18 protein-coding genes are annotated in these 18,934 nt (G+C 34.2%); 8 read left to right on the plus strand and 10 right to left on the minus strand.

All coding sequences use genetic code 11. The features are described from left to right. Positions 1-81 precede the first annotated feature (81 nt). The 5 genes from mnmE to EG348_RS00350 all read right to left on the minus strand — a co-directional run bounded on the left by mnmE (position 82) and on the right by EG348_RS00350 (position 6,189). Positions 82-1,467: a tRNA uridine-5-carboxymethylaminomethyl(34) synthesis GTPase MnmE gene (gene mnmE / locus EG348_RS00330; RefSeq protein WP_123979608.1), complete on the minus strand. Its 1,386-nt coding sequence runs from the start codon at positions 1,465-1,467 to the stop codon at positions 82-84. A gap of 419 nt (positions 1,468-1,886) precedes the next feature. Then, positions 1,887-2,465 carry an NAD(P)H-dependent oxidoreductase gene (locus tag EG348_RS00335; RefSeq protein ID WP_123979610.1) on the minus strand — a complete coding sequence of 193 codons (579 nt, stop codon included), beginning with the start codon at positions 2,463-2,465 and terminating at the stop codon, positions 1,887-1,889. Next, the gene (locus EG348_RS00340; protein WP_123979612.1) at positions 2,462-3,487 is read right to left on the minus strand and encodes a saccharopine dehydrogenase; all 1,026 of its coding nucleotides are present in this window, start codon (positions 3,485-3,487) and stop codon (positions 2,462-2,464) included. Before EG348_RS00340 ends, EG348_RS00335 begins: the two co-directional genes overlap by 4 nt. A 53-nt stretch (positions 3,488-3,540) precedes the next feature. Beyond that, positions 3,541-4,107: a Crp/Fnr family transcriptional regulator gene (locus EG348_RS00345; RefSeq protein ID WP_123979614.1), complete on the minus strand. Its 567-nt coding sequence runs from the start codon at positions 4,105-4,107 to the stop codon at positions 3,541-3,543. Positions 4,108-4,419: 312 nt separating this feature from the next. Continuing rightward, positions 4,420-6,189 carry an aminopeptidase P family protein gene (locus tag EG348_RS00350; RefSeq protein ID WP_123979616.1) on the minus strand — a complete coding sequence of 590 codons (1,770 nt, stop codon included), beginning with the start codon at positions 6,187-6,189 and terminating at the stop codon, positions 4,420-4,422. Between the two features lie 376 nt (positions 6,190-6,565). Here EG348_RS00350 and EG348_RS00355 point away from each other — a divergent pair, with 376 nt between their 5' ends. Genes EG348_RS00355 through EG348_RS00365 form a run of 3 tightly spaced genes read left to right on the plus strand, consistent with a single transcriptional unit; the run spans position 6,566 to position 8,312 of the window. Beyond that, positions 6,566-7,003, plus strand: a complete 438-nt coding sequence (locus tag EG348_RS00355) for a DUF6526 family protein (RefSeq protein WP_123979618.1) — start codon at positions 6,566-6,568, stop codon at positions 7,001-7,003. Between the two features lie 28 nt (positions 7,004-7,031). Then, on the plus strand, positions 7,032-7,199 hold the full coding sequence (locus EG348_RS00360) for a phosphatidate cytidylyltransferase (RefSeq protein ID WP_073291939.1): 168 nt from the start codon (positions 7,032-7,034) through the stop codon (positions 7,197-7,199). A 9-nt stretch (positions 7,200-7,208) separates the two neighbouring features. Beyond that, on the plus strand, positions 7,209-8,312 hold the full coding sequence (locus tag EG348_RS00365; protein WP_123979620.1) for a DNA topoisomerase IB: 1,104 nt from the start codon (positions 7,209-7,211) through the stop codon (positions 8,310-8,312). Positions 8,313-8,380: 68 nt separating this feature from the next. Here EG348_RS00365 and EG348_RS00370 read toward each other — a convergent pair whose 3' ends face one another. After that, a complete protein-coding gene (locus EG348_RS00370; RefSeq protein WP_123979622.1) occupies positions 8,381-8,887 on the minus strand; it encodes a hypothetical protein in 507 nt (168 codons plus the stop codon). Between the two features lie 136 nt (positions 8,888-9,023). Between EG348_RS00370 and pruA the strand changes: the two genes are divergently transcribed. The 4 genes from pruA to EG348_RS00390 all read left to right on the plus strand — a co-directional run bounded on the left by pruA (position 9,024) and on the right by EG348_RS00390 (position 12,861). Beyond that, positions 9,024-10,649, plus strand: a complete 1,626-nt coding sequence (gene pruA / locus EG348_RS00375; protein WP_123979624.1) for an L-glutamate gamma-semialdehyde dehydrogenase — start codon at positions 9,024-9,026, stop codon at positions 10,647-10,649. Between the two features lie 270 nt (positions 10,650-10,919). Then, positions 10,920-11,141, plus strand: a complete 222-nt coding sequence (locus tag EG348_RS00380) for a cytochrome C551 (protein ID WP_123979626.1) — start codon at positions 10,920-10,922, stop codon at positions 11,139-11,141. 245 nt (positions 11,142-11,386) lie between these two features. Next, positions 11,387-11,590 (plus strand): hypothetical protein, encoded by a 204-nt coding sequence (locus EG348_RS00385; protein ID WP_123979628.1) that lies wholly within the window; start codon positions 11,387-11,389, stop codon positions 11,588-11,590. Positions 11,591-11,679: 89 nt separating this feature from the next. Continuing rightward, complete coding sequence (locus EG348_RS00390; protein WP_123979630.1) at positions 11,680-12,861, plus strand: thioredoxin family protein; 1,182 nt, start codon at positions 11,680-11,682, stop codon at positions 12,859-12,861. Between the two features lie 177 nt (positions 12,862-13,038). Here EG348_RS00390 and EG348_RS00395 read toward each other — a convergent pair whose 3' ends face one another. The 3 genes from EG348_RS00395 to EG348_RS00405 form a co-directional block, all read right to left on the minus strand. Next, positions 13,039-13,932: a hypothetical protein gene (locus EG348_RS00395; protein ID WP_123979632.1), complete on the minus strand. Its 894-nt coding sequence runs from the start codon at positions 13,930-13,932 to the stop codon at positions 13,039-13,041. A 269-nt stretch (positions 13,933-14,201) separates the two neighbouring features. Beyond that, complete coding sequence (locus EG348_RS00400; RefSeq protein ID WP_123979634.1) at positions 14,202-15,227, minus strand: helix-turn-helix domain-containing protein; 1,026 nt, start codon at positions 15,225-15,227, stop codon at positions 14,202-14,204. A gap of 52 nt (positions 15,228-15,279) precedes the next feature. Next, positions 15,280-15,807, minus strand: coding sequence for a hypothetical protein (locus EG348_RS00405; RefSeq protein ID WP_123979636.1), 528 nt, complete (start codon positions 15,805-15,807; stop codon positions 15,280-15,282). 287 nt (positions 15,808-16,094) lie between these two features. Here EG348_RS00405 and EG348_RS00410 point away from each other — a divergent pair, with 287 nt between their 5' ends. Beyond that, positions 16,095-17,255 (plus strand): thioredoxin family protein, encoded by a 1,161-nt coding sequence (locus tag EG348_RS00410; protein WP_123979638.1) that lies wholly within the window; start codon positions 16,095-16,097, stop codon positions 17,253-17,255. Positions 17,256-17,419: 164 nt separating this feature from the next. Here the strand turns inward: EG348_RS00410 and EG348_RS00415 are convergent, their stop codons facing one another. Continuing rightward, on the minus strand, positions 17,420-18,787 hold the full coding sequence (locus EG348_RS00415) for a hypothetical protein (protein ID WP_123979640.1): 1,368 nt from the start codon (positions 18,785-18,787) through the stop codon (positions 17,420-17,422). Positions 18,788-18,934 lie beyond the last annotated feature (147 nt).

The following is an 18,934-nucleotide window of genomic DNA, read 5'->3' on the forward strand; positions in this document are numbered from 1 at the left end:
AAACAAAGAAAAATAAAAAAAAGTATAAGTAATTGAATTATAGAGTTATATTATATATTTATTGGATGTTATTTATCAACTTTATTTCCCGATACAAAACTTAGAAAAAATATTCCCCAACACCTCATCATTAGTTACCTCACCAGATATTTCTCCAAGATGCTCCAACGCATTTCTCAACTCATAAGCTAACAATTCTGTTGAAATCTGGAAAGTAATTGCCTCCTTCACTTTATTCACGGCATCCAAAGACTTACCTAAAGCTTCAAAATGACGTTGATTGGTAATCACCACATTATTTTCTGCAGATTTCAATTGTTCAACATAAGAAGACAATTCATTTTTAAGATCCTGAATATTCTGATTTTCAACGGCCGAAATTTTAATAAAATCAAATTCCTGGGAAATCTCGTTTCGGAAAATATTTTCTACTTTTTCATAGGTTGTCGGAGAAACTTCATCAATTTTTGTAGCGCAGATAATTAATTTTAAATCATTTCGTTGCAAAGATTTGATCATTTCAATATCGTCAGAGAAATCTGCTGTTGCAGCATCAGCCAAGTAGACTAAAATATTAGCATTCTCCACTTTTTCTTTGGCTTTTTTTACTCCGATAGCTTCAATTTCATCAATTGTATCACGCAATCCCGCCGTATCTATTAAACGGAAAGCATGACCTTTAATGTGAAGAATTTCTTCAATTGTATCTCTCGTCGTTCCGGCAATGCTACTAACGATCGCTCTTTCTTCCTTCAATAAAGCATTCAGTAAGGTTGATTTTCCGGCATTGGGTTTTCCGATGATGGCAACGGCGGTTCCGTTTTTAATGGCATTTCCGTATTGGAAACTTTCAATCAGAGAATTAAGTTTTAATTCAATCTTATCAAGCAACTGATTCAAAGCAGATCTGTCGGCAAATTCTACGTCTTCTTCTGCAAAATCAAGCTCCAATTCTATTAAGGAAACAAAATTCAGTAAATCAGTTCTTAAAAACGATATCTCATTCCTAATTCCGCCTTTCAACTGATTGATGGCAACTTTTCTGGAAGCTTCATTTTCAGAAGCAATCACATCTGCAATGGCTTCAGCCTGAGAAAGGTCGATTCTCCCGTTGATAAAAGCACGAAGGGTAAATTCCCCTGCTTTTGCCATTCTCGCTCCATTATTAATTAAAGTTTCAAGAATACGTTTTCCAATATGCGGTGAGCCATGAAAAGCAATTTCCACAGAGTTTTCAGTTGTAAAACTTTTCGGTGCCAGAAAAATAGACAACATCACCTCATCGATCGCCTCATCGCCATCCATAAAATAGCCGTAATGAATCGTGTGAGATTTCTGTTTTTCCAATTTTTTTCCCGGAAAAGATTTCTGAACGACAGATAAAGCATCGTTCCCCGAAACTCTGATAATCCCTAAAGCTCCTACTCCATTGGCCGTAGCCAGTGCGCAAATGGTATCGTTATTCATGCTGCAAATTTACGATTTTTAATGGCACAGAACCATATGGTTTATCTATTGTACTTATTTTTGAAATTCATTTACTACATTACTCATTGCAGATTACTCATTATTTATTTTTCAGGAGCTATTTGACTATGTCGAATTACAGTTTTATTTTTTTGAAGCAATTTCCCGCTTTCCACTATATATTTTTTGCCAATTCCTTTGCCATTGCAAAAAAGGATGTCGTTACAATCGGGGCTAGGGTTGCAGTCGTTGTAATAATTTCAGTCATTGCGAGGAGCGAAGCAACGAAGCAATCTCAAAAAGTAACAGATGACTTTAGTACATATAATTTGTCATGCTGGAAGAATCTAAGCTTTCCATTAAATAATTAATTAATCAAAGAGATTGCTTCGTCGCTTCGCTCCTCGCAATGACAAAACTCACTTCCGTTTTGCTCCCAATAATTTAATTTTTTCGAGCCATTTTTGACGCTGTTTTTCATCGGAGGTTTTTATAACTCCTACATAAGTAATTTTTACGGGTTGTATTCCACAAAATTCTAATGTAGATTTTCTAAGCTGATTCACACTCGGCCTTCCAAAAAAGAGTCGATAATACCAACCGGGCTGATCCACTGTTGTGATAATGCGAGCGGTTTTCCCTTTCAACAATTTATCCCACCAGACAGAATTTTCTCGGTATTTAAAAGCAAAACCCGGAAGAAAAAGTCGATCAATAAAACCTTTTGTAATCGCAGGTAAACCACCCCACCAAACAGGATGAATCCAAACCAAATGATCTGCCCATTGTATTTTCTCCCAAGCGTTAATTAGATCAGGTTCCAACTCCATTCTTTTCTGATACCCGAATTGCAGATTCGGATTAAAATCTAAATCTGCAATCACAATTTCCTGAACTTCCGCTCCAGATTGCAAAGCGCCTTCTTTATAAGCTTTCGCAATTCCAAAGTTGAAAGAATCTTTGTTAGGATGACCGTTAATAATCAGTATTTTTTTCATTCTGTTACTTGTATATTGATGGTTTCATAAGCCTTTAATGATTCGTATAAGGAAGAACCTTGATACAGCTGATGACTGAAATAGATCTTATTGTCATGATTATTTTTCAACAATTCTTCTGTGTGCAAAACAGCGGATAATGCCGTTAATTCAGCCTGTCCTTTTGTACTTTGAAGACTTATTTTTTTAGTTTCACTATTTGTTTTAATAACAATTTCAAAAACCGACTGATCTCCATTTCCACTGGAAGCGAAAACCATTTTTCTTTCCTTTAAAGATAGAATATTATATAATTTTATTTTCTGAAATGCACCCAATAACCAGGTAATGAATTTTGAATTATACGTCATTTTTACGCTGACATTCGGAATTTTCTCAATTTGATTTAAAATGTAAAGATCCGGAACATCAAAATTATAGGCTTGTCTTTTTCCAATCCCAAAAGAAAATTCAAAAGGTTCCGCATTCAAAAAGTGTTTGATAGAGACTGGTTTGTTATTTTGATAATTAACAAAAGGTTTGGCCACGTTTTCAGCCATAAAATGTGCCGAACTTTCTCCTGCCAAGTCTTTCACAGAATAATACACGAAAAGATCAACACTCTGAATATCTTTTACCTGACGTGAAAATGAATGTATCAAACCACCCACGATTCCGCCCATCCAGCCTGAACTGAAAACAATTCGGCTGTTGATCGTCTGTTTTTTAGCAAAATCATAAGCTTTCGTAAGATCAGGCGTTGGCTTGGTGATATCCAGATAATCGATTTTGTTTTCAATCGCGAAACGGAGTACATGATCTTCTTTATCATTCACAGAAAGGATAATCACATCTATTTTTTTATCAAGAATAGATTGAAAAGTCTGAGGTTTGGTAACATCAATGATTAAATCATTTTCCGTTTTTCCTTGTTTTCTGCCTCCAATGAAAATATTGCTATTTGGATTTCTGGATGAAAGAATTCGGGCAATGGTTTTTCCTACCATTCCATTTCCACCGATAATTACAATGTTTGACTTCATATATTTTTTTCACAAAACTATAAAGCCGGCACTTCAATGTATAGGACAAATGTCTAAAAAGAAATTTCTTTTCTGATTCGGCTCAAATGCCTTTGGGTTATACCTAAATAAGACGCCAGATATTGCAACGGAATTTCCTGAATATAATTGGGCTGATTCTCTAGCAAAGTAACATACCGTTTCTTTGCATTATCCCTCTGTAACTGGAAAAAGCGTTTTTCCAGTTCGAGATATTCCTGTTCGGCAACTATTTTTAAAAATTTCAACCAATTCGGATGAGTCTGAACCAATTCATCAATTTTATCTTTCTTTAAAATCAACAGATCTGCATCAGAAATAGCCTGCATCGTTTCCACACTTGGAGCACCTGAAATAAATGATGAATAGGAAGCCAACAGATCATTAGGAAACCTGAAACAATACGTACTGTCCTTTCCTTCATCAGAAATATAGTACGACCGGAAAATACCAGATCTAATCAATGCAATTTCTTTACATTTTTCACCTTCCTGTATAAAAATATCGTTTTTGTTCACTTTTCTCACTTCAAAAAGTTGTGCAAAATCTTCAATTTCCTGTTCTGAAAATATATTAAAACTATGAAAGAAATCCTGTATCATTTAGGCTAAGTGTAATTTTTCATCAAAAATAAGCAAACTCAAAGTTTTACTCACTAAAAAATAAAAATCACCTCAAGAATTGAAGTGATTTACCGCTTTTGAATTTACTAAGTATATATGAAGATATGAAAATGATGTCTTTTTGTTGATACAAAGATAGATTACCACCTATTTTAACCCTTCAGGGGAATCACTAGAATTTTATCCGTAAAAATACGGTTGCGTATTAAAAAAAGCCTTGCAACAAAGGTTACAAGACTTTTAAGTTTATCTAACAATTATTTTAGTAGATTTTTTTCTTTTCTAAATTAATTAAAGCGGGCTTACCAATTCTAAGAACCATTCTTTAACCTCACCTTCCAAATATGGTGAAAGTTTTTCTTCACATGTTTTGTGATAGCTGTTTAACCAAGCAATTTCTTGTTCAGAAAGAATTTCTTTTACGATCGTATCTTTAAAGAACGGGCAGAACGTCAATGTTTCAAATTCATAGAAAGTTCCGTGAATGGTTGTTTCCGCTTCTTTTACAGCGATCAAATTCTCATGACGGATTCCGTAATCTCCTTCTAAGTAATAACCCGGCTCGTTTGAACAAACCATTCCTACCAAAAGATCTTGAGGATTTAAGTCTTTTCTGATGTTTTGAGGACCTTCATGAACGTTCATGAAACTTCCGACACCGTGACCTGTTCCGTGGTTGAAATCTTTCCCTTCCATCCACAACGGAAGTCTTGCGATTGCGTCAAGATGAACTCCTTTTGTTCCTTTCGGGAATTTCACCATTGATAAACGGATCAATCCTTGTAAAACTAAAGTTGAATTTCTTTTAAAATCATCAGAAACATCTCCCAAAGACAACGTTCTTGTAATATCCGTCGTTCCTTCAAGATACTGACCTCCTGAATCTACCAAAATACTTGAGTCGTTTGTAACTTCCTTACTGCCTTCACTTTTTGCAGAATAGTGCATAATTGCACCGTTATCTTTATATCCAACAATACTTCCGAAACTTTCTCCGACAAAATTTTCACCTTCTGCACGGAAACCTCTCAATTTTTCGCCGATAGAATATTCGGTCATTGCTTCCTTTCCGGCGTTATGTCTTAACCAATAAAGGAATTTCACCATCGCAACACCGTCTCTCACCATTACTTTTCTGAAACCTTCCAGTTCAGTTTCATTTTTCTGAGCTTTCATTAAGTTTCCTGGAACCGGAGCTTTGATGAATTGATTATTATCTTTTAAAGCCTCATAAATAGACTGATTGCTGTTTGGAGATACTAAAACCGTTTCGTTTTTAAATACATTTAAGTGATTATAAAACTCTTCGTAAGGCATCATTTTTACGAAAGATTCATCCATCTGCTTTCTTGCTTCAACCTCTAATTTTTCCAGATCAGTGAATAAGATCGCATCATTTTTAGTGATAATGATGTATCCTAAAAATACAGGATTGCTTTCAACATCGCTACCTCTTAAATTTAAAGTCCAAGCAACATCATCCAAGCTTGAAATGATATGAACCGTCGCTTCCTGGTCTTCCATTTTTTGACGGATTGCAGAAATTTTATCTGTTACAGATTTACCAGCCCATTGTACAGGATGTACGAATATTGGATTTTTTGAAGGCGTTCCTCTGTCTGTCCAAATGGTTTTTAAAAGAGGCAGATCAACGATCGTTATGTTTTTTGAATTTAATTTTTGAGAAAGCAATTCCCAGTTTGCGTGAGAAGTTGCTACAGCATTTACCGCTACTTTTCCGTTCGTTGGAATTTCTGAAATGATCCAGTCGATATAGTTGGGAGTTCCTTCCATTCCGTCTTTGAAAAGATCGATTCCTGAACCGTCTAATTCGATGGCAGCTTGTGTGAAATATCTTCCGTCTGTCCAAAGTCCTGCTTTATCTTGTGTAACAACCACAAAACCTGCAGAACCTAAAAATCCCGATAACCAAGACCTTTCCTGCCATTCTTCAGGCAGATATTCACTCATATGCGGATCCGCAGAATATACTATAAATGCATCAACATTATTTTTCTGCATTTCTTCGCGAAGCGCAGCTACTTTTTCCTTTGAAGTCATTTTTGAATAATTTTTTAAAGAGGTGAAGTTACAAAATTTTTGAGGTTTGGAAATGGATTTTCTGTTTTTATTTAAAGCTAATGTTCGTAAAAGTTTCTTTGAAAATATTTACTTTTTTAAGTTTCGAAAGGTCGTTTCACTCAATAATTATTTTGTGATTGTATGAAGATTTTATCCCTTAGTCCTTTTTTCGTGAGATTGCTTCAAATTCGGTTCTCTAGGACAAATTTTGCTTATTATCTTACTCAAAAACAGCTTATACTATCATCAAAAATTTTCAATCATTTAAGACAAACAAACAATATTTAGATACCACAATTATTAATTATTATTAAAAAATTAAACTTTTGGAAAGATTCTTGCTACATTTCACATTATGGAGAGACAGAATTACAAAAATCACAGGAAATTTTATCCACCTCATCATTTCATTTATCTTCCATTATTAATTCTGTTGGAAGTTTTTGGGATCTATAAAATTTTTAATGATGAGGCGCACAAGTTGACTTGGGAACTGTTTTCGATTGTCATTTTTCTGATTTTATATCTAGCCATCATGACCCGACAACATTATGCGTTGGGACTTCAAAATCGTTTGGTAAGACTTGAGTTTAAACAAAGATATTTTGAGATCTTTAATCAAAGATCAGATGAAGTGGAAGAAAAATTAAGTTTTGGTCAGCTCGCAGCTCTTAGATTCGCTTATGATGAGGAATTTAAGGAACTTTTATACAAAGCGCTTCATGAGAATATCTCTGGAGACGAAATTAAAAGGTCAATAAAAAACTGGCGACCGGACCAACACAGAATTTAAAATAATGAACATCAAAAAATAAATTATCATGAAAAAATTATCATTATACAGTATGACGATATTCAGTTTGTTATTATTAACAAGCTGTGAAGCAGTAGAAACAATCTTTAAAGCAGGTATGTGGTGGGGAATTATTTTAGTGGTAGGCGTAATAGCCCTTATTATATGGCTATTTTCTAGGGGTAAGAACTCTTAACCAGATTTTATGAATAATTCAGACTTAGACATTATTTCTCACCTCAAACCTTCTAAGATTGTAAAAATTATGAAAGATCCGGAGGCTTCTGCAAGGGCGGTAAATCTAATTTACACGTCCGACGCAGAATCTGCGGGTATTATCCGTAAAAAAAAGGGTAAAAAATACTCTTATTTTAAAGATGGAGAACGAATTAAGGATAAAGAGGAGATCAAAAGAATTAACGGGTTGGTCATTCCTCCGGCATGGGAGAATGTCTGGATCTGTGCTTTAGATAACGGACACCTTCAGGCGACAGGCTTTGATGGTAAAAAGAGAAAACAATACCGCTACCATCCGCTTTGGAGCGCGTTGAGAAATCATACAAAATTTTACAGAATGTTGCAGTTTGGGTACGCGTTACCTGAAATACGGCTGCATATTGAACAAGATTTAGCGTTAAGAAATTTCGAAAAAAGAAAAATTTTAGCCTTAATTGTAAGTTTAATGCAACGCACCAACATTCGTATTGGAAATAATGCCTATGAAAAACTGTACGGTTCTTTTGGTTTAACCACTTTAAAAGACAAGCACGTAAAAATCAAAGGACAAAAAATGACCTTTTCGTTTAAAGGCAAAAAGGGAATCATGCACAATATTGATCTTAAAAGCAGAAGACTTTCTAGATTGGTACAGAAATGCAAGGATATTCCGGGGAAAGAACTTTTCCAGTTTCTGGATGAAGATGATAATCGCCACTCAATAGATTCTGGAATGGTGAATGATTATATTAAAGAAATCAGCGGTGAAGATTTTACTGCAAAAGACTTCAGAACATGGTCGGGAACCGTGAACGCGTTAATTGCTTTTAAAGAAATCGGCTATGCAGAAAGCAACACCGAATACAAAAAGAAAGTAAAAGAAGCCTTGGAAATGGTCGCTTCTCATCTCGGAAATACAAGTACGGTTTGCAGAAAATACTATGTTCACCCATTAGTTATCAATCTTTACGAAAATAATACCATTAAAAAATATCTTGATGAGTTAGAACAAATCGAGGAAAATGATGGTAAAGCTGGTCTCACTCACGAAGAAAAATTAGTGCTGAAGATTCTTGAAACCGAAAAAATGTAAGGTTAAAAGTGAATTTTTAATGGTCAATTTGCTTCGCTGTCAATTTTTTATCTAAGGTTAAATTGATATTAATATCCAGGAACTGTAATCGATGGTGGATTCTCTCCTACTTTCATCTCTATTACCTGTGCCTTTTCATCAAAATAAACATCAACAGCTCCGGATAAAAATTCAGATAAATTTTTAGCACATTTTTGTGCAAGTGATGTAATTTCAAAAGGATGATATCCCATTGGCATAGTTGTGCTTCCATCATCTTTCAAGATCTCATAAGTACCTTTTATTAAACTTTTACAATTTTTCTGATTAATATTAATCTGGAATTTCTTATTATCAACGAAATTTAGCACATCAGGTTTCGTATTGTCTTTATTTAAATAAAGCTTTCCTTCTTTATAATTTTTCATGTCAAAATACCACTTTGAGCCTTTTAAAGTACTATTCAACAATCGATCATCAGGAGTCTTATATTTTTCTATTTGTGGCTTTACAGGAATTTCATTAACATTTTTTTTCTTGTGCTGTGCAAAGACAGTTTGCGAAAAGCATAAAAAAATAAAGATTATTTTTTTCATTTTATAAAGGTTTAATAACAAATCAAATATATCATTATTATAACAATAAAATTGAAATAGTTTCTATCGATTTTTTGTCCAAATTAAATGTTGTAAATTTGTATCATTAGCAAATTAAAAAATAATACAACGTAATATGTCAAAAGCAATTTCGCAAGTACCATTTGCAGTAAATGAGCCGGTAAATTCTTACGCACCGGGAACTCCAGAAGTTAAAAGCCTTATCGCTCAATACAAAAAAATGTGGGCAGAGAAGATAGAAATCCCAATGGTTATCGACGGTAAAGAAGTAAAAACTGGTGATACAGTTCAGCTTCAGTCGCCTCAGGATCATGCTCATGATTTCGGTTTTTACCACAGAGGTACAATGCAACATGTAGATGATGCGATTAATTCTGCATTAGCTGCTAAAAAAGAATGGAATGAGCTAGGTTGGGAACACCGTGCTGCGATCTTCTTAAAGGCTGCTGATCTATTGGCGGGACCTTACAGAGATGTGATCAACGCAGCTACAATGATCGGACAGTCTAAGAATGTTCATCAGGCTGAAATTGATGCAGCTTGTGAGTTCATCGATTTCTTGAGATTCAACGTAGAATTCATGACAGAAATGTATTCTGAGCAGCCGGTTTCTGATGCAGGAATCTGGAATCGTGTAGAATACAGACCATTAGAAGGATTTTGTTTTGCAGTAACTCCGTTCAACTTTACAGCTATTTCAGGAAACTTGCCAACATGCATGGCAATGCTTGGAAACGTAGTAGTTTGGAAGCCTTCTGATAAGCAAATCTATTCTGCAAAAGTAATCATGGACGTTCTTATTGAAGCTGGTCTTCCTAAAGGAGTTATCAACATGATTTTTACAGACGGAAAAGAAACTGCTGAGAAAGTTTTAGCACACAGAGATTTTGCCGGACTTCACTTTACAGGTTCTACAAAAGTTTTTCAGGGAATGTGGAAAATGATCGGTGATAATATTCATAACTACAGAACATACCCAAGAATTGTTGGAGAGACTGGTGGAAAAGATTTCGTTATCGCTCACCCTTCTGCTAATGTAGAAGCTGTTGCAACAGGTTTGGTAAGAGGTTCTTTCGAATATCAAGGGCAGAAATGTTCTGCTGCTTCTAGAGCTTATATTCCTAAGTCTCTTTGGGCTGATGTGAAAAAAGTAATGGAAACTCAGATCGCTTCAATTAAAATCGGTTCTCCGGAAGATCCTTCAAACTTTGTAAATGCTGTTATCGATAAAAATTCTTTCGAAAAATGTAAAGGATATATCGACAGAGCAAATGCATCAAGTGAAGCAAATGTTGTGATCGGTGGAAAAGTAGATGATTCTAAAGGATGGTTTGTAAATCCAACAGTAATCGAAACTACAAATCCTCAATATGAAAGTATGGTTGAAGAAATCTTCGGACCTATCTTATCTGTTTTCGTTTATGAAGATGCAGACTGGTCTGAAACATTGAAAATTGTTGATTCTTCTTCTCCTTATTCATTAACAGGTTCTGTATTTGCACAAGATCGTTATGCGGTAAATGAAGCTTTCAAAGCATTGGAAAATGCATCAGGAAACTTCTACATCAACGACAAACCAACAGGTGCTGTTGTAGGTCAACAGCCTTTCGGTGGTGGTAGAGCTTCAGGAACCAACGATAAAGCAGGTTCTAAAATGAACTTACTAAGATGGACGTCTGTAAGAAGTATCAAAGAAACGTTTGTTTCTCCTAAAGATTACAAATATCCATATCTTGGTTAATAAAAGATAATTGATCATTGATAAATGATTTACAGCCTCGGAATTTCGGTTTCGGGGCTTTTTGTTTATTAATGAAAATTGATGAAAGATAAATTATTTGAACGGGTGTTAAATTTTAAACTTAAAATCATTGAACTAAATCCTAAACCCAAAATCTCTTCAATTTGATTTTTTTAACAAAATTTAAACTATTTTATTGATATTTTAATAAATAATAAACCTATTTCGGAATAATTATTGAATACTTAATAATACACCAAAGAAAATATTATGAAAAAGTTTTTGTTATTAAGTATAGGTTTAGGAATAATTGCAGTGAGCTGCGGAACTAAAGAATCATCAATGTCGTCAAGTAGCTCCGATTCAGCTGCAGTAGATACCAATAAAATGCAATCTTCAACATCTACTACAGACTCGGTGGCTACAACAACTACAAATCCTGATAGTATCAAGATTAAGATGGACACTGTTACTGCTCCTGCAACCAAATAAAGTAAAACAATAAGTCTAAATTTAACACGGAAAATCCACAGATGAAAGCTCTGTGGATTTTTTTGTTACACCTATAATATTTTCATTAATAGGATTTTATCCTATTTTTAGTTAAATCGACACTTTATGGCTCCCTGTTTGATTGGAGATTTATCTAAACATCTTTTATCTTTTATCTTTTATCTTTTATCTTTTATCTAATATTCATTATATTTGATTAATACTAAACAATTAAAGAAATTACTATGAAAAAACTATGGATCGGAGCCGCTTTAGGTTTATTTTTTTTAGGAAGCTGTGCAGATAAAAAAGCAAATAGAGAAGAATATAAAGACGAGCACGATAAAAGTGCTATAAGAAACGATATGGGTGATTCTGCCGTTGCCAATTCTGAACATGCACCTGCCGACACTGCAAAAGTAAAAACAGACAGTACAAAAACTAAATAAACAGCAAAACCGCAGAAATTATCTGCGGTTTTGCTGTTTACCACCTTATTCATTTTTTTTATATATTTGCAAAACAAAAAAACACATATATGATAAAAAAAATTATAACTGCTATAATTATAGTAGTTTCCCTGCCTATATTCGGACAAGGGATACAATTCGAAGAAGGTAAAAAACTATCTGAAATTTTCGCAAAAGCAAAACAGGAAAAAAAGCTCGTCTTTATCGATGGCTACACCTCCTGGTGTGCTCCCTGCAAACTCATGTCAAAAAAAACATTTCCGCTTCAGTCTGTAGGTGAATTGTACAACACAAAATTCATCAATGCTAAATTTGATATGGAAAAAGGCGAAGGTATTACTATCGCTAAAAAATACAAAATAAACAGATTTCCCACTTATCTTTTCTTAGACAGTGACGGAAAGGTAGTTCACTCTGCAAATTCTTATATGGATGAAAATGAGTTTTTGCAATTCGGTAAAAATGCTTTAGATCCTGAACAAAGAGTTGGTGCTTTAAAGAAAAAATTCGAAGCTGGAGATAAGGATCTGGAATTTCTTAAAAATCTTGCAACATTAACTTCCGACGAGCCGGAATACAATTATAAAGTACTTTCCCGATATTTTGATGTTAAAAAAAATATTGACCAAGATGATGCTATGATTCTCTTCACATCATTAAATAGCACTGAAGATACCAGATATCAACTGCTGCAGAAAAATAAAGCTAAAATAGCTGAACTCTTGGGTGAAAAAGATTTCCTGGATTATGACAACTTTATTAAGCTAAAAAGCATCCGTGCAAAAGCAACTAATACAACAACAAAAGCTTTCAATGATAAGATATTTCTATCCGAAGCTGAAAAATATTATTCTAAAGATGAAGCCGGACAATTATTAAAAGATACAAAAATGGATATTGCTCTGGAGAATAATAATTTTGCTGAATATGAAGGAATGGCTTTAGAAAAATATAAAGATAATTATTCAAACGTGCCTTATTTTGAATTATATACCGCTGCAAACAACTTTGCAGAGCATATTAATATAAAATCATCATTAGAAACAGCACTTTTATGGGCAAAGGATTCGGAAAAAAGAAGACCGAATATGAGGACTGAATTTACCCTTGCAAAATTGTTTAAAAAGCTTGGAGATAAAACAAATGCAAAGGCTTATGCTGAAAAATCTTTGCAGGCTTTTAAAAATTCCAAATTTAAAGATCCCGATACAATTGCCAGCATTGAAGATTTTTTAAAAAAATTAGAGTAAAAATCCGTTACAATGAATCTAAAGATTTTCTTTTGAGAATGCTTCATTTTTCATTAATTATGGTAAAAAATAACAAAACCGCAGAAATTCTGCGGTTTTGCACTTAAAAAAACTTGACTGAAAAAACCGAGCAATCATCCCGATTGTTTTGTATTCGAAATTTTATTTCCAATCTATTTAGTCTCCCAAATAGATAAAAGTATTCACTACGAGATAAGCAGATCTATTATCTACGGAAGTCCCGTCTCCTCCTGTAGGAACTGTCGCAATCCCGGCCAATGAGTGCGTATGCGCTCCTCCTGTAGCTGTATTCCCCAAGATACCCACTCCACCCCATGATGTAGGCGTGCTGTTACCCTGATAATTTCCGGAACCATTGTTCCCGACGGTTGTTCCTCCTAAAAGAAAACCGCCCTGTCCTGCAGCATGGCTGTGTGCTCCACCACTCTCAGCGATACCGCTTACAACACCTACAAAATTTACATTAGGTAGATTTGATCTTGTAAGTGTAATTGAGTTATTACCGCCTTCACTTCCTAACATTTCAGTACCATTTCTGGTTTTTAAAACTCTATCCGTCGCATCGGGTAAGCTATCTGTAAAGCCTAAACTCGCTGCAGCCGCCTGTGCTCCTGCCGGAAGAGTAGAAATATTTCTTCCATTTAATAAATACCATCCATTATGGTCAAATGATTTTACTGAATTTTTGATATCACCTGAACTCTTGGCATTCAGCGTCTTTTCATCTCCCTGCATCATTTTCTGCCATATTTTTCCATCGAAAAAATAAAGTCCTGCAGAATTTACATTCGTCGTTTTTGAAGTTGCTGAAATTACCGGAGCTGTCGCATAAACAATAGTTCCAGCGTGTAAATCTGAGTATTTAGCATCTCCTGCTCTCATTTGATCTCCTGTGAGTCTCGGGGGCAATATACCCTCCGCTGTGGATCCGTCGCGTTTTTTTGCGTTTACGTCCAAGCTCGCTATGGGTTCAGCTGTATTGATTCCTATTTGCGCAAAGGCAAGGTTTGATAATACAGTTGTCATAACGACTGTTAAAGTTGTCTTCATCCGTTTAATTTGTTACTAGTTTAATGGTTATTTGGCGCAAAAATACTCCTCAATATTCTACACCGGCTAGTAGTTTTTGGTTTTAGTGTTTAGGTGTAGTATTACAAAACGTCCTTTAATAATTTCTAGAAAAAATGTGACAAACTGCAGTATCAATATTTGTCCTGTAAAACCGAGGCAAATATATGAAAGTGACCACCTTAGGTAAAACAAATGGCTGTCAGTTTTCAGGAAAATGAAAAGGATCCGTTAATATTAAATTAACATGCTTAATTGTTTTCCTGAAAATGAATATTCTTATCTAATTGATTTTCAGTATCAAGTAACTTAATATAAGCAGAAGGTGAAAAGTCGGTAACTGCTTTAAAGACCGAAGCAAATTTACTGTGAGAAGAAAAACCGCATTCTTCTGCCAGGATACTGATCTTATATTGCCTATATTTTTCGTCTTTAATAATCTTATCGATGATATAATTAATTCTCAATCTATTGATATATGCTTTAAAGTCAGCACTTTTATGTTGGTTGATCACATAAGAAAGATACTTCGTATTCGTATTGAGCTCTCCCGAAAGGAAAGGAAGAGACATATTTTTGTTGTTATACAGATTTCCTTTTTCAAAATCATTGAGAAGTTCCAGAAGTTTAGTTTCTGTTTCTGAAGTCATCAAAGATTCGGTGCGCTTTTTACCTGTTTCATTTTCTTTATCATCAATTTCTTCTACGGATATATTTGAAAAATCTGGTTCTTCGGATTCTTTATTTTCCTTTTCGGTCAGTTTTTGTTGACTTCTGATGATTGTTCGAATTTTTGAACGTTGTTTTTTCTGTTTTAATCTAAAAAATAGGAATAATCCTCCCAAAGCAACACACAAAATGATAATGGCAATGTTTTTAGCAATATTTATTTTACCACTTCTGTTATTTTGAGGGTCTGTTCTTAATTTTTCATTGATAAAAGCATTATTTTTAGCATTAATTTCTTCATATACTTTTACATATTTCACGGCATATATTGAAGCTTTGTCGGCATCTTCTATTCCTTCGTAATAATCATTAATATTAGCATATACTCCTTTTTTAAGTTCCAGATGATTATATTTTTCAGCGATATTTTCAGTTTTAGCAAGATACATTTCAGCTTCCTTCCAAAGTTTCTGCTTGAGGCGAATCCCTGCCAAACCATTATAGATCCAGCCCAGAAGGCATGAAGGTTCCTTAACTAAAGATTCAGCTTTTTTATAATAGCTTTCGGAGGTCGTATAATTATTTTGTTTAAAATATACATCTCCCAATAATCGATAAGAAGCTGCCGTAACGATTTCTTCTCCAATTGTTCCGGCTTTTTTAAAGAAATTTAAAGAGATTTCCCAGGTATTTTACAGCCATAGGGTAATTCTCAAGTTCCATTTCACAGTGAGCTAATTCCTGATTAAGAATGCCCAGCGTTTCATTATGTCTTTTAGGATCTTGGATCTTTTTTGCTAATTCAAAACCTTTATTGATGTATTTTTTCGATCTTTCTCGAAGACCTACTAATCTATATTGACGGGCAAGAAACTCAGTAATTCTGGAAGCCAGTTCTACATTATTTGTTTTATTGATGAGTACGTCAGCATTTTCTGCATAGTAAATAGCTTTCTTAAAATCTCCCTGTTGCTGATACAAATGAGCAGACAGCATCAGACTTTTCGTTTTATCCAAAGGATCTTGAGAAAACCGATACAAAGAGTCTGCAGTTTTCTGAGCCTCTGGAAGTTTTTGTTGAGTCGTTTTTGTAGTTATTTTATCGTATATACAATCAAAATCATCTTGAGCGTATATTGGACTGGCTGTGATTAGAAAAAACACAAGGCCTTTCAGTATTTTGAGCATAAATCAATAAATTATTATTTGAGTTTTATAATAATTCATCATTATCGTGGTATTTAGTTTTATTGTTTACAAAAGTAACGATATTTTATTTTTAATTAAAACATTATTATATATTTAATTTTTTAATAATAATTCGTATTTAAATTAATTTTAATAATAAGATATGAATAATAAATTTTAAAGTTTAAAATAATATTATATCTAAAGAAAAGTACTGTAACTATTTTTTATCGGCAACGACCTATGTATTTACATAATTATTACATTTGCAATCAATAAAAGTATATATGAAAAAATTAGCAATATTCTCTTCCCTTTTTATCGGGGCTCTTGCATTAGCACAAGGTATAAAATTTGAAGACAGCAACTTCGCCACTATTTTAGCAAAAGCTAAGAAAGAAAACAAACTTGTATTTGTTGATGCCTATGCATCTTGGTGTGCGCCTTGTAAATTGATGGTGAAAAATATTTTCCCACTTCAAACCGTTGGAGATTATTATAACTCTCACTTTATCAATGCAAAAATTGATATGGAAAAAGGAGAAGGTATTGGTCTTGCTAAAAAATATAATGTAAAATTACTCCCAACTTATTTATTCATCGACGGAAACGGAGAAGAGGTACACAGAACCTTAGGCTACGTGGAAGAAAAAGACTTCATACAATTTGCAAAAGATGCAAGAGATCCAAACAAAAGACTGGTATCTTTAAAACAACAATTTGAAAACGGAGAAAAAGATCCTGAATTCTTAAAAAATCTTGCAGGACTTACGCTTTACACCGATGCAGCATTCACAGGCAGAGTTTTGGAACGTTATTTTAAATCAAAACCGAGCTTGGATCAGGAAGATGTTCAAATGCTTCTTGCCGGAACCCAAAGCACGGAAAGCCCTTTGTACAAAATTTTCCAGGAGAAGAAAGCAGATATTCTAAAGCTTCTTCCTGAAGAAAAATATAAGATGATCGACAAGAATATAAAGCTTACTACCGTTCTAAAAAAATCTTACAATGCTGATTCTAAAAAATGGGACGACGCTTATTTCCTAAAAGAAACCCAAAGTTTTTTAAGCAAAGAAGAAGCTGAAAAGATCCTGAAAAGAGCAAAATCTAACAGAGCTTTGAAAGATAAGGACATTGCAACTTACGAGAAATTAACATTAGATTTATATAAAGATTATTCTGCAGCGAGCTCAGATGAATTAAATTCAGTTGCCTGGAATTTCTTTGAAAATGTAAACAATAAACCTTCTTTAGAAAAAGCTGTTGCTTGGGCTCAGGAATCTGTAAAGAAGAATGAGAGCTATGCTAATACAGATACATTAGCTAATCTTTACAATAAAATTGGTGATAAGAAAAATGCAAAAATTTGGGCTGAGAAATCAATTCAACTGGCAAAAAGCACAGGGGGAGATTCTTCAAACACAGAAAAATTATTACAAAGTCTTTAATGAAAAATTTTAAAAAAAACCGCAGATTACTTTGCGGTTTTTTTTGTGCTTGTCATATTATAATCAATCTTTTATAGATTTGGTTATACATTTATAGATTTGAATAATATTTAAGCTCTATTTTCATTTATTTTTTATAAATAATACGCGTAATAGGTTATGGGTTAATTTACAGGTATTGCATACAACATATCTTCACCCCAATACGTTCCTCCAAAAGAAACAAAAAGTTTGTTGGTTGATCCTCCGGTAAACTCTCCCCAAGCATAATAATAATAATACGTTTTTGGGGCACCGGATGTATTCTCAATTAATACATTTCCTCCTGTAAGTGCGTAAGGGGTATATCGGGTTGAACCACCACTAAATAAAGAAGCCATTGACACAATATCGGAACTTGGCGCTAATGTAGTTGGTGAATTTGAGAGACTAGATCGCAGCCATCCAAAATCATCTTCACTATTTCTATTATCCATTTTAAGCAGCATTGTTGAAGTCACCATCCATTTTCCAGGTGGAAGTGTAATAGTAGTACCCGTATATTTAGGAGTAATTCCGGTAATATCTGTACCAGCTCCCAAAACTCCTATTGCCGGCTTTTTTGAGGCTGTATTTAGCACCCATTTTGGAGCAGCTCCCGGACCATTTGATACAAGTACTTCCCCAGCCGCTCCCGCAGAACCCGGTGTAGAACCATTACCTCCAACATTTAGTTCATTAGTAATTTGCAGAGACCCATTAACATGAAGTGTTCTTTGTGGCATACCAGTTAATATCCCTGTAAATCCGCTAGGAAGTATATTGAAATATTTCAAATAATTCCCTCCATTACTATGTAATATTTGAAAAGTATTATCTGTTGCTGAAGCACTATTTTGTATGGTACCCATACCCCAAGAAGCACCGCCACCGTTGTAAGAGTTGAACCCCATATAAGCCGTATTATTAGCCGCAACCGGTGAAGTATTTATGATACGTAATTGTGTTGCTTCAGAAGTTCCTATTGCCTGCGCTACATCCAACTTTACACTTGGCGTAATAGTTCCTATTCCTACTCGATCATTTGCGGCATCTACAGATAATGTTGTTCCATCCACAGAGAAACCATTAGTTGCCGTTCCGTTAAAAGCTAGCGTATTAGCTCCTTGAGTTACGATTCTGTTTCCGGTAAGCGTACCATCGGAATTATAAATATTAACAGATGCTGATGTTGCATTTAATTTCACCCATACAGTACCATTATAGTAGTAATAGCCTACCGTGTCAATATTTACAGCTGTACCGGCTTGTGTTCCGTTTGCCACACCATTTACATAAATAAGGGTTGAGGTCTGAACCCCTTTCATACTTTGAGCTCTTTGTCTGTCAACTCTTGGGATCAATAATCCATCTACATTGGTAGTAGTGCCTGTAGCATTTTTAGCAGTAATATCTAAAGTAGAAGTCGGAGACGGTGTATTGATACCAACCTGAGCTATAACTAATGAAGAAACTCCTACAAGAGCAAATAAGCTTAAAAATTTTTTTTTCATAAGTGTTGTGTATTTTAATTTGTGTATTTTTTTTTACGGTGCGAAGAGAACAAAAAATAAGGAAACTGCAAAAAAAGCAGCATACCATTTATATACCATTTTCGTTTAACAAATTGAAAAACAGAATTATAAAAAACATTCATTATA

The organism is Chryseobacterium sp. G0201, assembly GCF_003815655.1.
In the GTDB taxonomy this organism is placed as follows: domain Bacteria; phylum Bacteroidota; class Bacteroidia; order Flavobacteriales; family Weeksellaceae; genus Chryseobacterium.

What these genes read in the sequence shown, in the direction of transcription:
- mnmE (WP_123979608.1), bottom strand. Translation starts at nt 1,467, where the DNA reads ATGAATAACGATACCATTTGCGCACTGGCTACGGCCAATGGAGTAGGA.
- EG348_RS00335 (WP_123979610.1), bottom strand. Translation starts at nt 2,465, where the DNA reads ATGAAAAAAATACTGATTATTAACGGTCATCCTAACAAAGATTCTTTC.
- EG348_RS00340 (WP_123979612.1), bottom strand. Translation starts at nt 3,487, where the DNA reads ATGAAGTCAAACATTGTAATTATCGGTGGAAATGGAATGGTAGGAAAA.
- EG348_RS00345 (WP_123979614.1), bottom strand. Translation starts at nt 4,107, where the DNA reads ATGATACAGGATTTCTTTCATAGTTTTAATATATTTTCAGAACAGGAA.
- EG348_RS00350 (WP_123979616.1), bottom strand. Translation starts at nt 6,189, where the DNA reads ATGACTTCAAAGGAAAAAGTAGCTGCGCTTCGCGAAGAAATGCAGAAA.
- EG348_RS00355 (WP_123979618.1), top strand. Translation starts at nt 6,566, where the DNA reads ATGGAGAGACAGAATTACAAAAATCACAGGAAATTTTATCCACCTCAT.
- EG348_RS00360 (WP_073291939.1), top strand. Translation starts at nt 7,032, where the DNA reads ATGAAAAAATTATCATTATACAGTATGACGATATTCAGTTTGTTATTA.
- EG348_RS00365 (WP_123979620.1), top strand. Translation starts at nt 7,209, where the DNA reads ATGAATAATTCAGACTTAGACATTATTTCTCACCTCAAACCTTCTAAG.
- EG348_RS00370 (WP_123979622.1), bottom strand. Translation starts at nt 8,887, where the DNA reads ATGAAAAAAATAATCTTTATTTTTTTATGCTTTTCGCAAACTGTCTTT.
- pruA (WP_123979624.1), top strand. Translation starts at nt 9,024, where the DNA reads ATGTCAAAAGCAATTTCGCAAGTACCATTTGCAGTAAATGAGCCGGTA.
- EG348_RS00380 (WP_123979626.1), top strand. Translation starts at nt 10,920, where the DNA reads ATGAAAAAGTTTTTGTTATTAAGTATAGGTTTAGGAATAATTGCAGTG.
- EG348_RS00385 (WP_123979628.1), top strand. Translation starts at nt 11,387, where the DNA reads ATGAAAAAACTATGGATCGGAGCCGCTTTAGGTTTATTTTTTTTAGGA.
- EG348_RS00390 (WP_123979630.1), top strand. Translation starts at nt 11,680, where the DNA reads ATGATAAAAAAAATTATAACTGCTATAATTATAGTAGTTTCCCTGCCT.
- EG348_RS00395 (WP_123979632.1), bottom strand. Translation starts at nt 13,932, where the DNA reads ATGAAGACAACTTTAACAGTCGTTATGACAACTGTATTATCAAACCTT.
- EG348_RS00405 (WP_123979636.1), bottom strand. Translation starts at nt 15,807, where the DNA reads ATGCTCAAAATACTGAAAGGCCTTGTGTTTTTTCTAATCACAGCCAGT.
- EG348_RS00410 (WP_123979638.1), top strand. Translation starts at nt 16,095, where the DNA reads ATGAAAAAATTAGCAATATTCTCTTCCCTTTTTATCGGGGCTCTTGCA.
- EG348_RS00415 (WP_123979640.1), bottom strand. Translation starts at nt 18,787, where the DNA reads ATGAAAAAAAAATTTTTAAGCTTATTTGCTCTTGTAGGAGTTTCTTCA.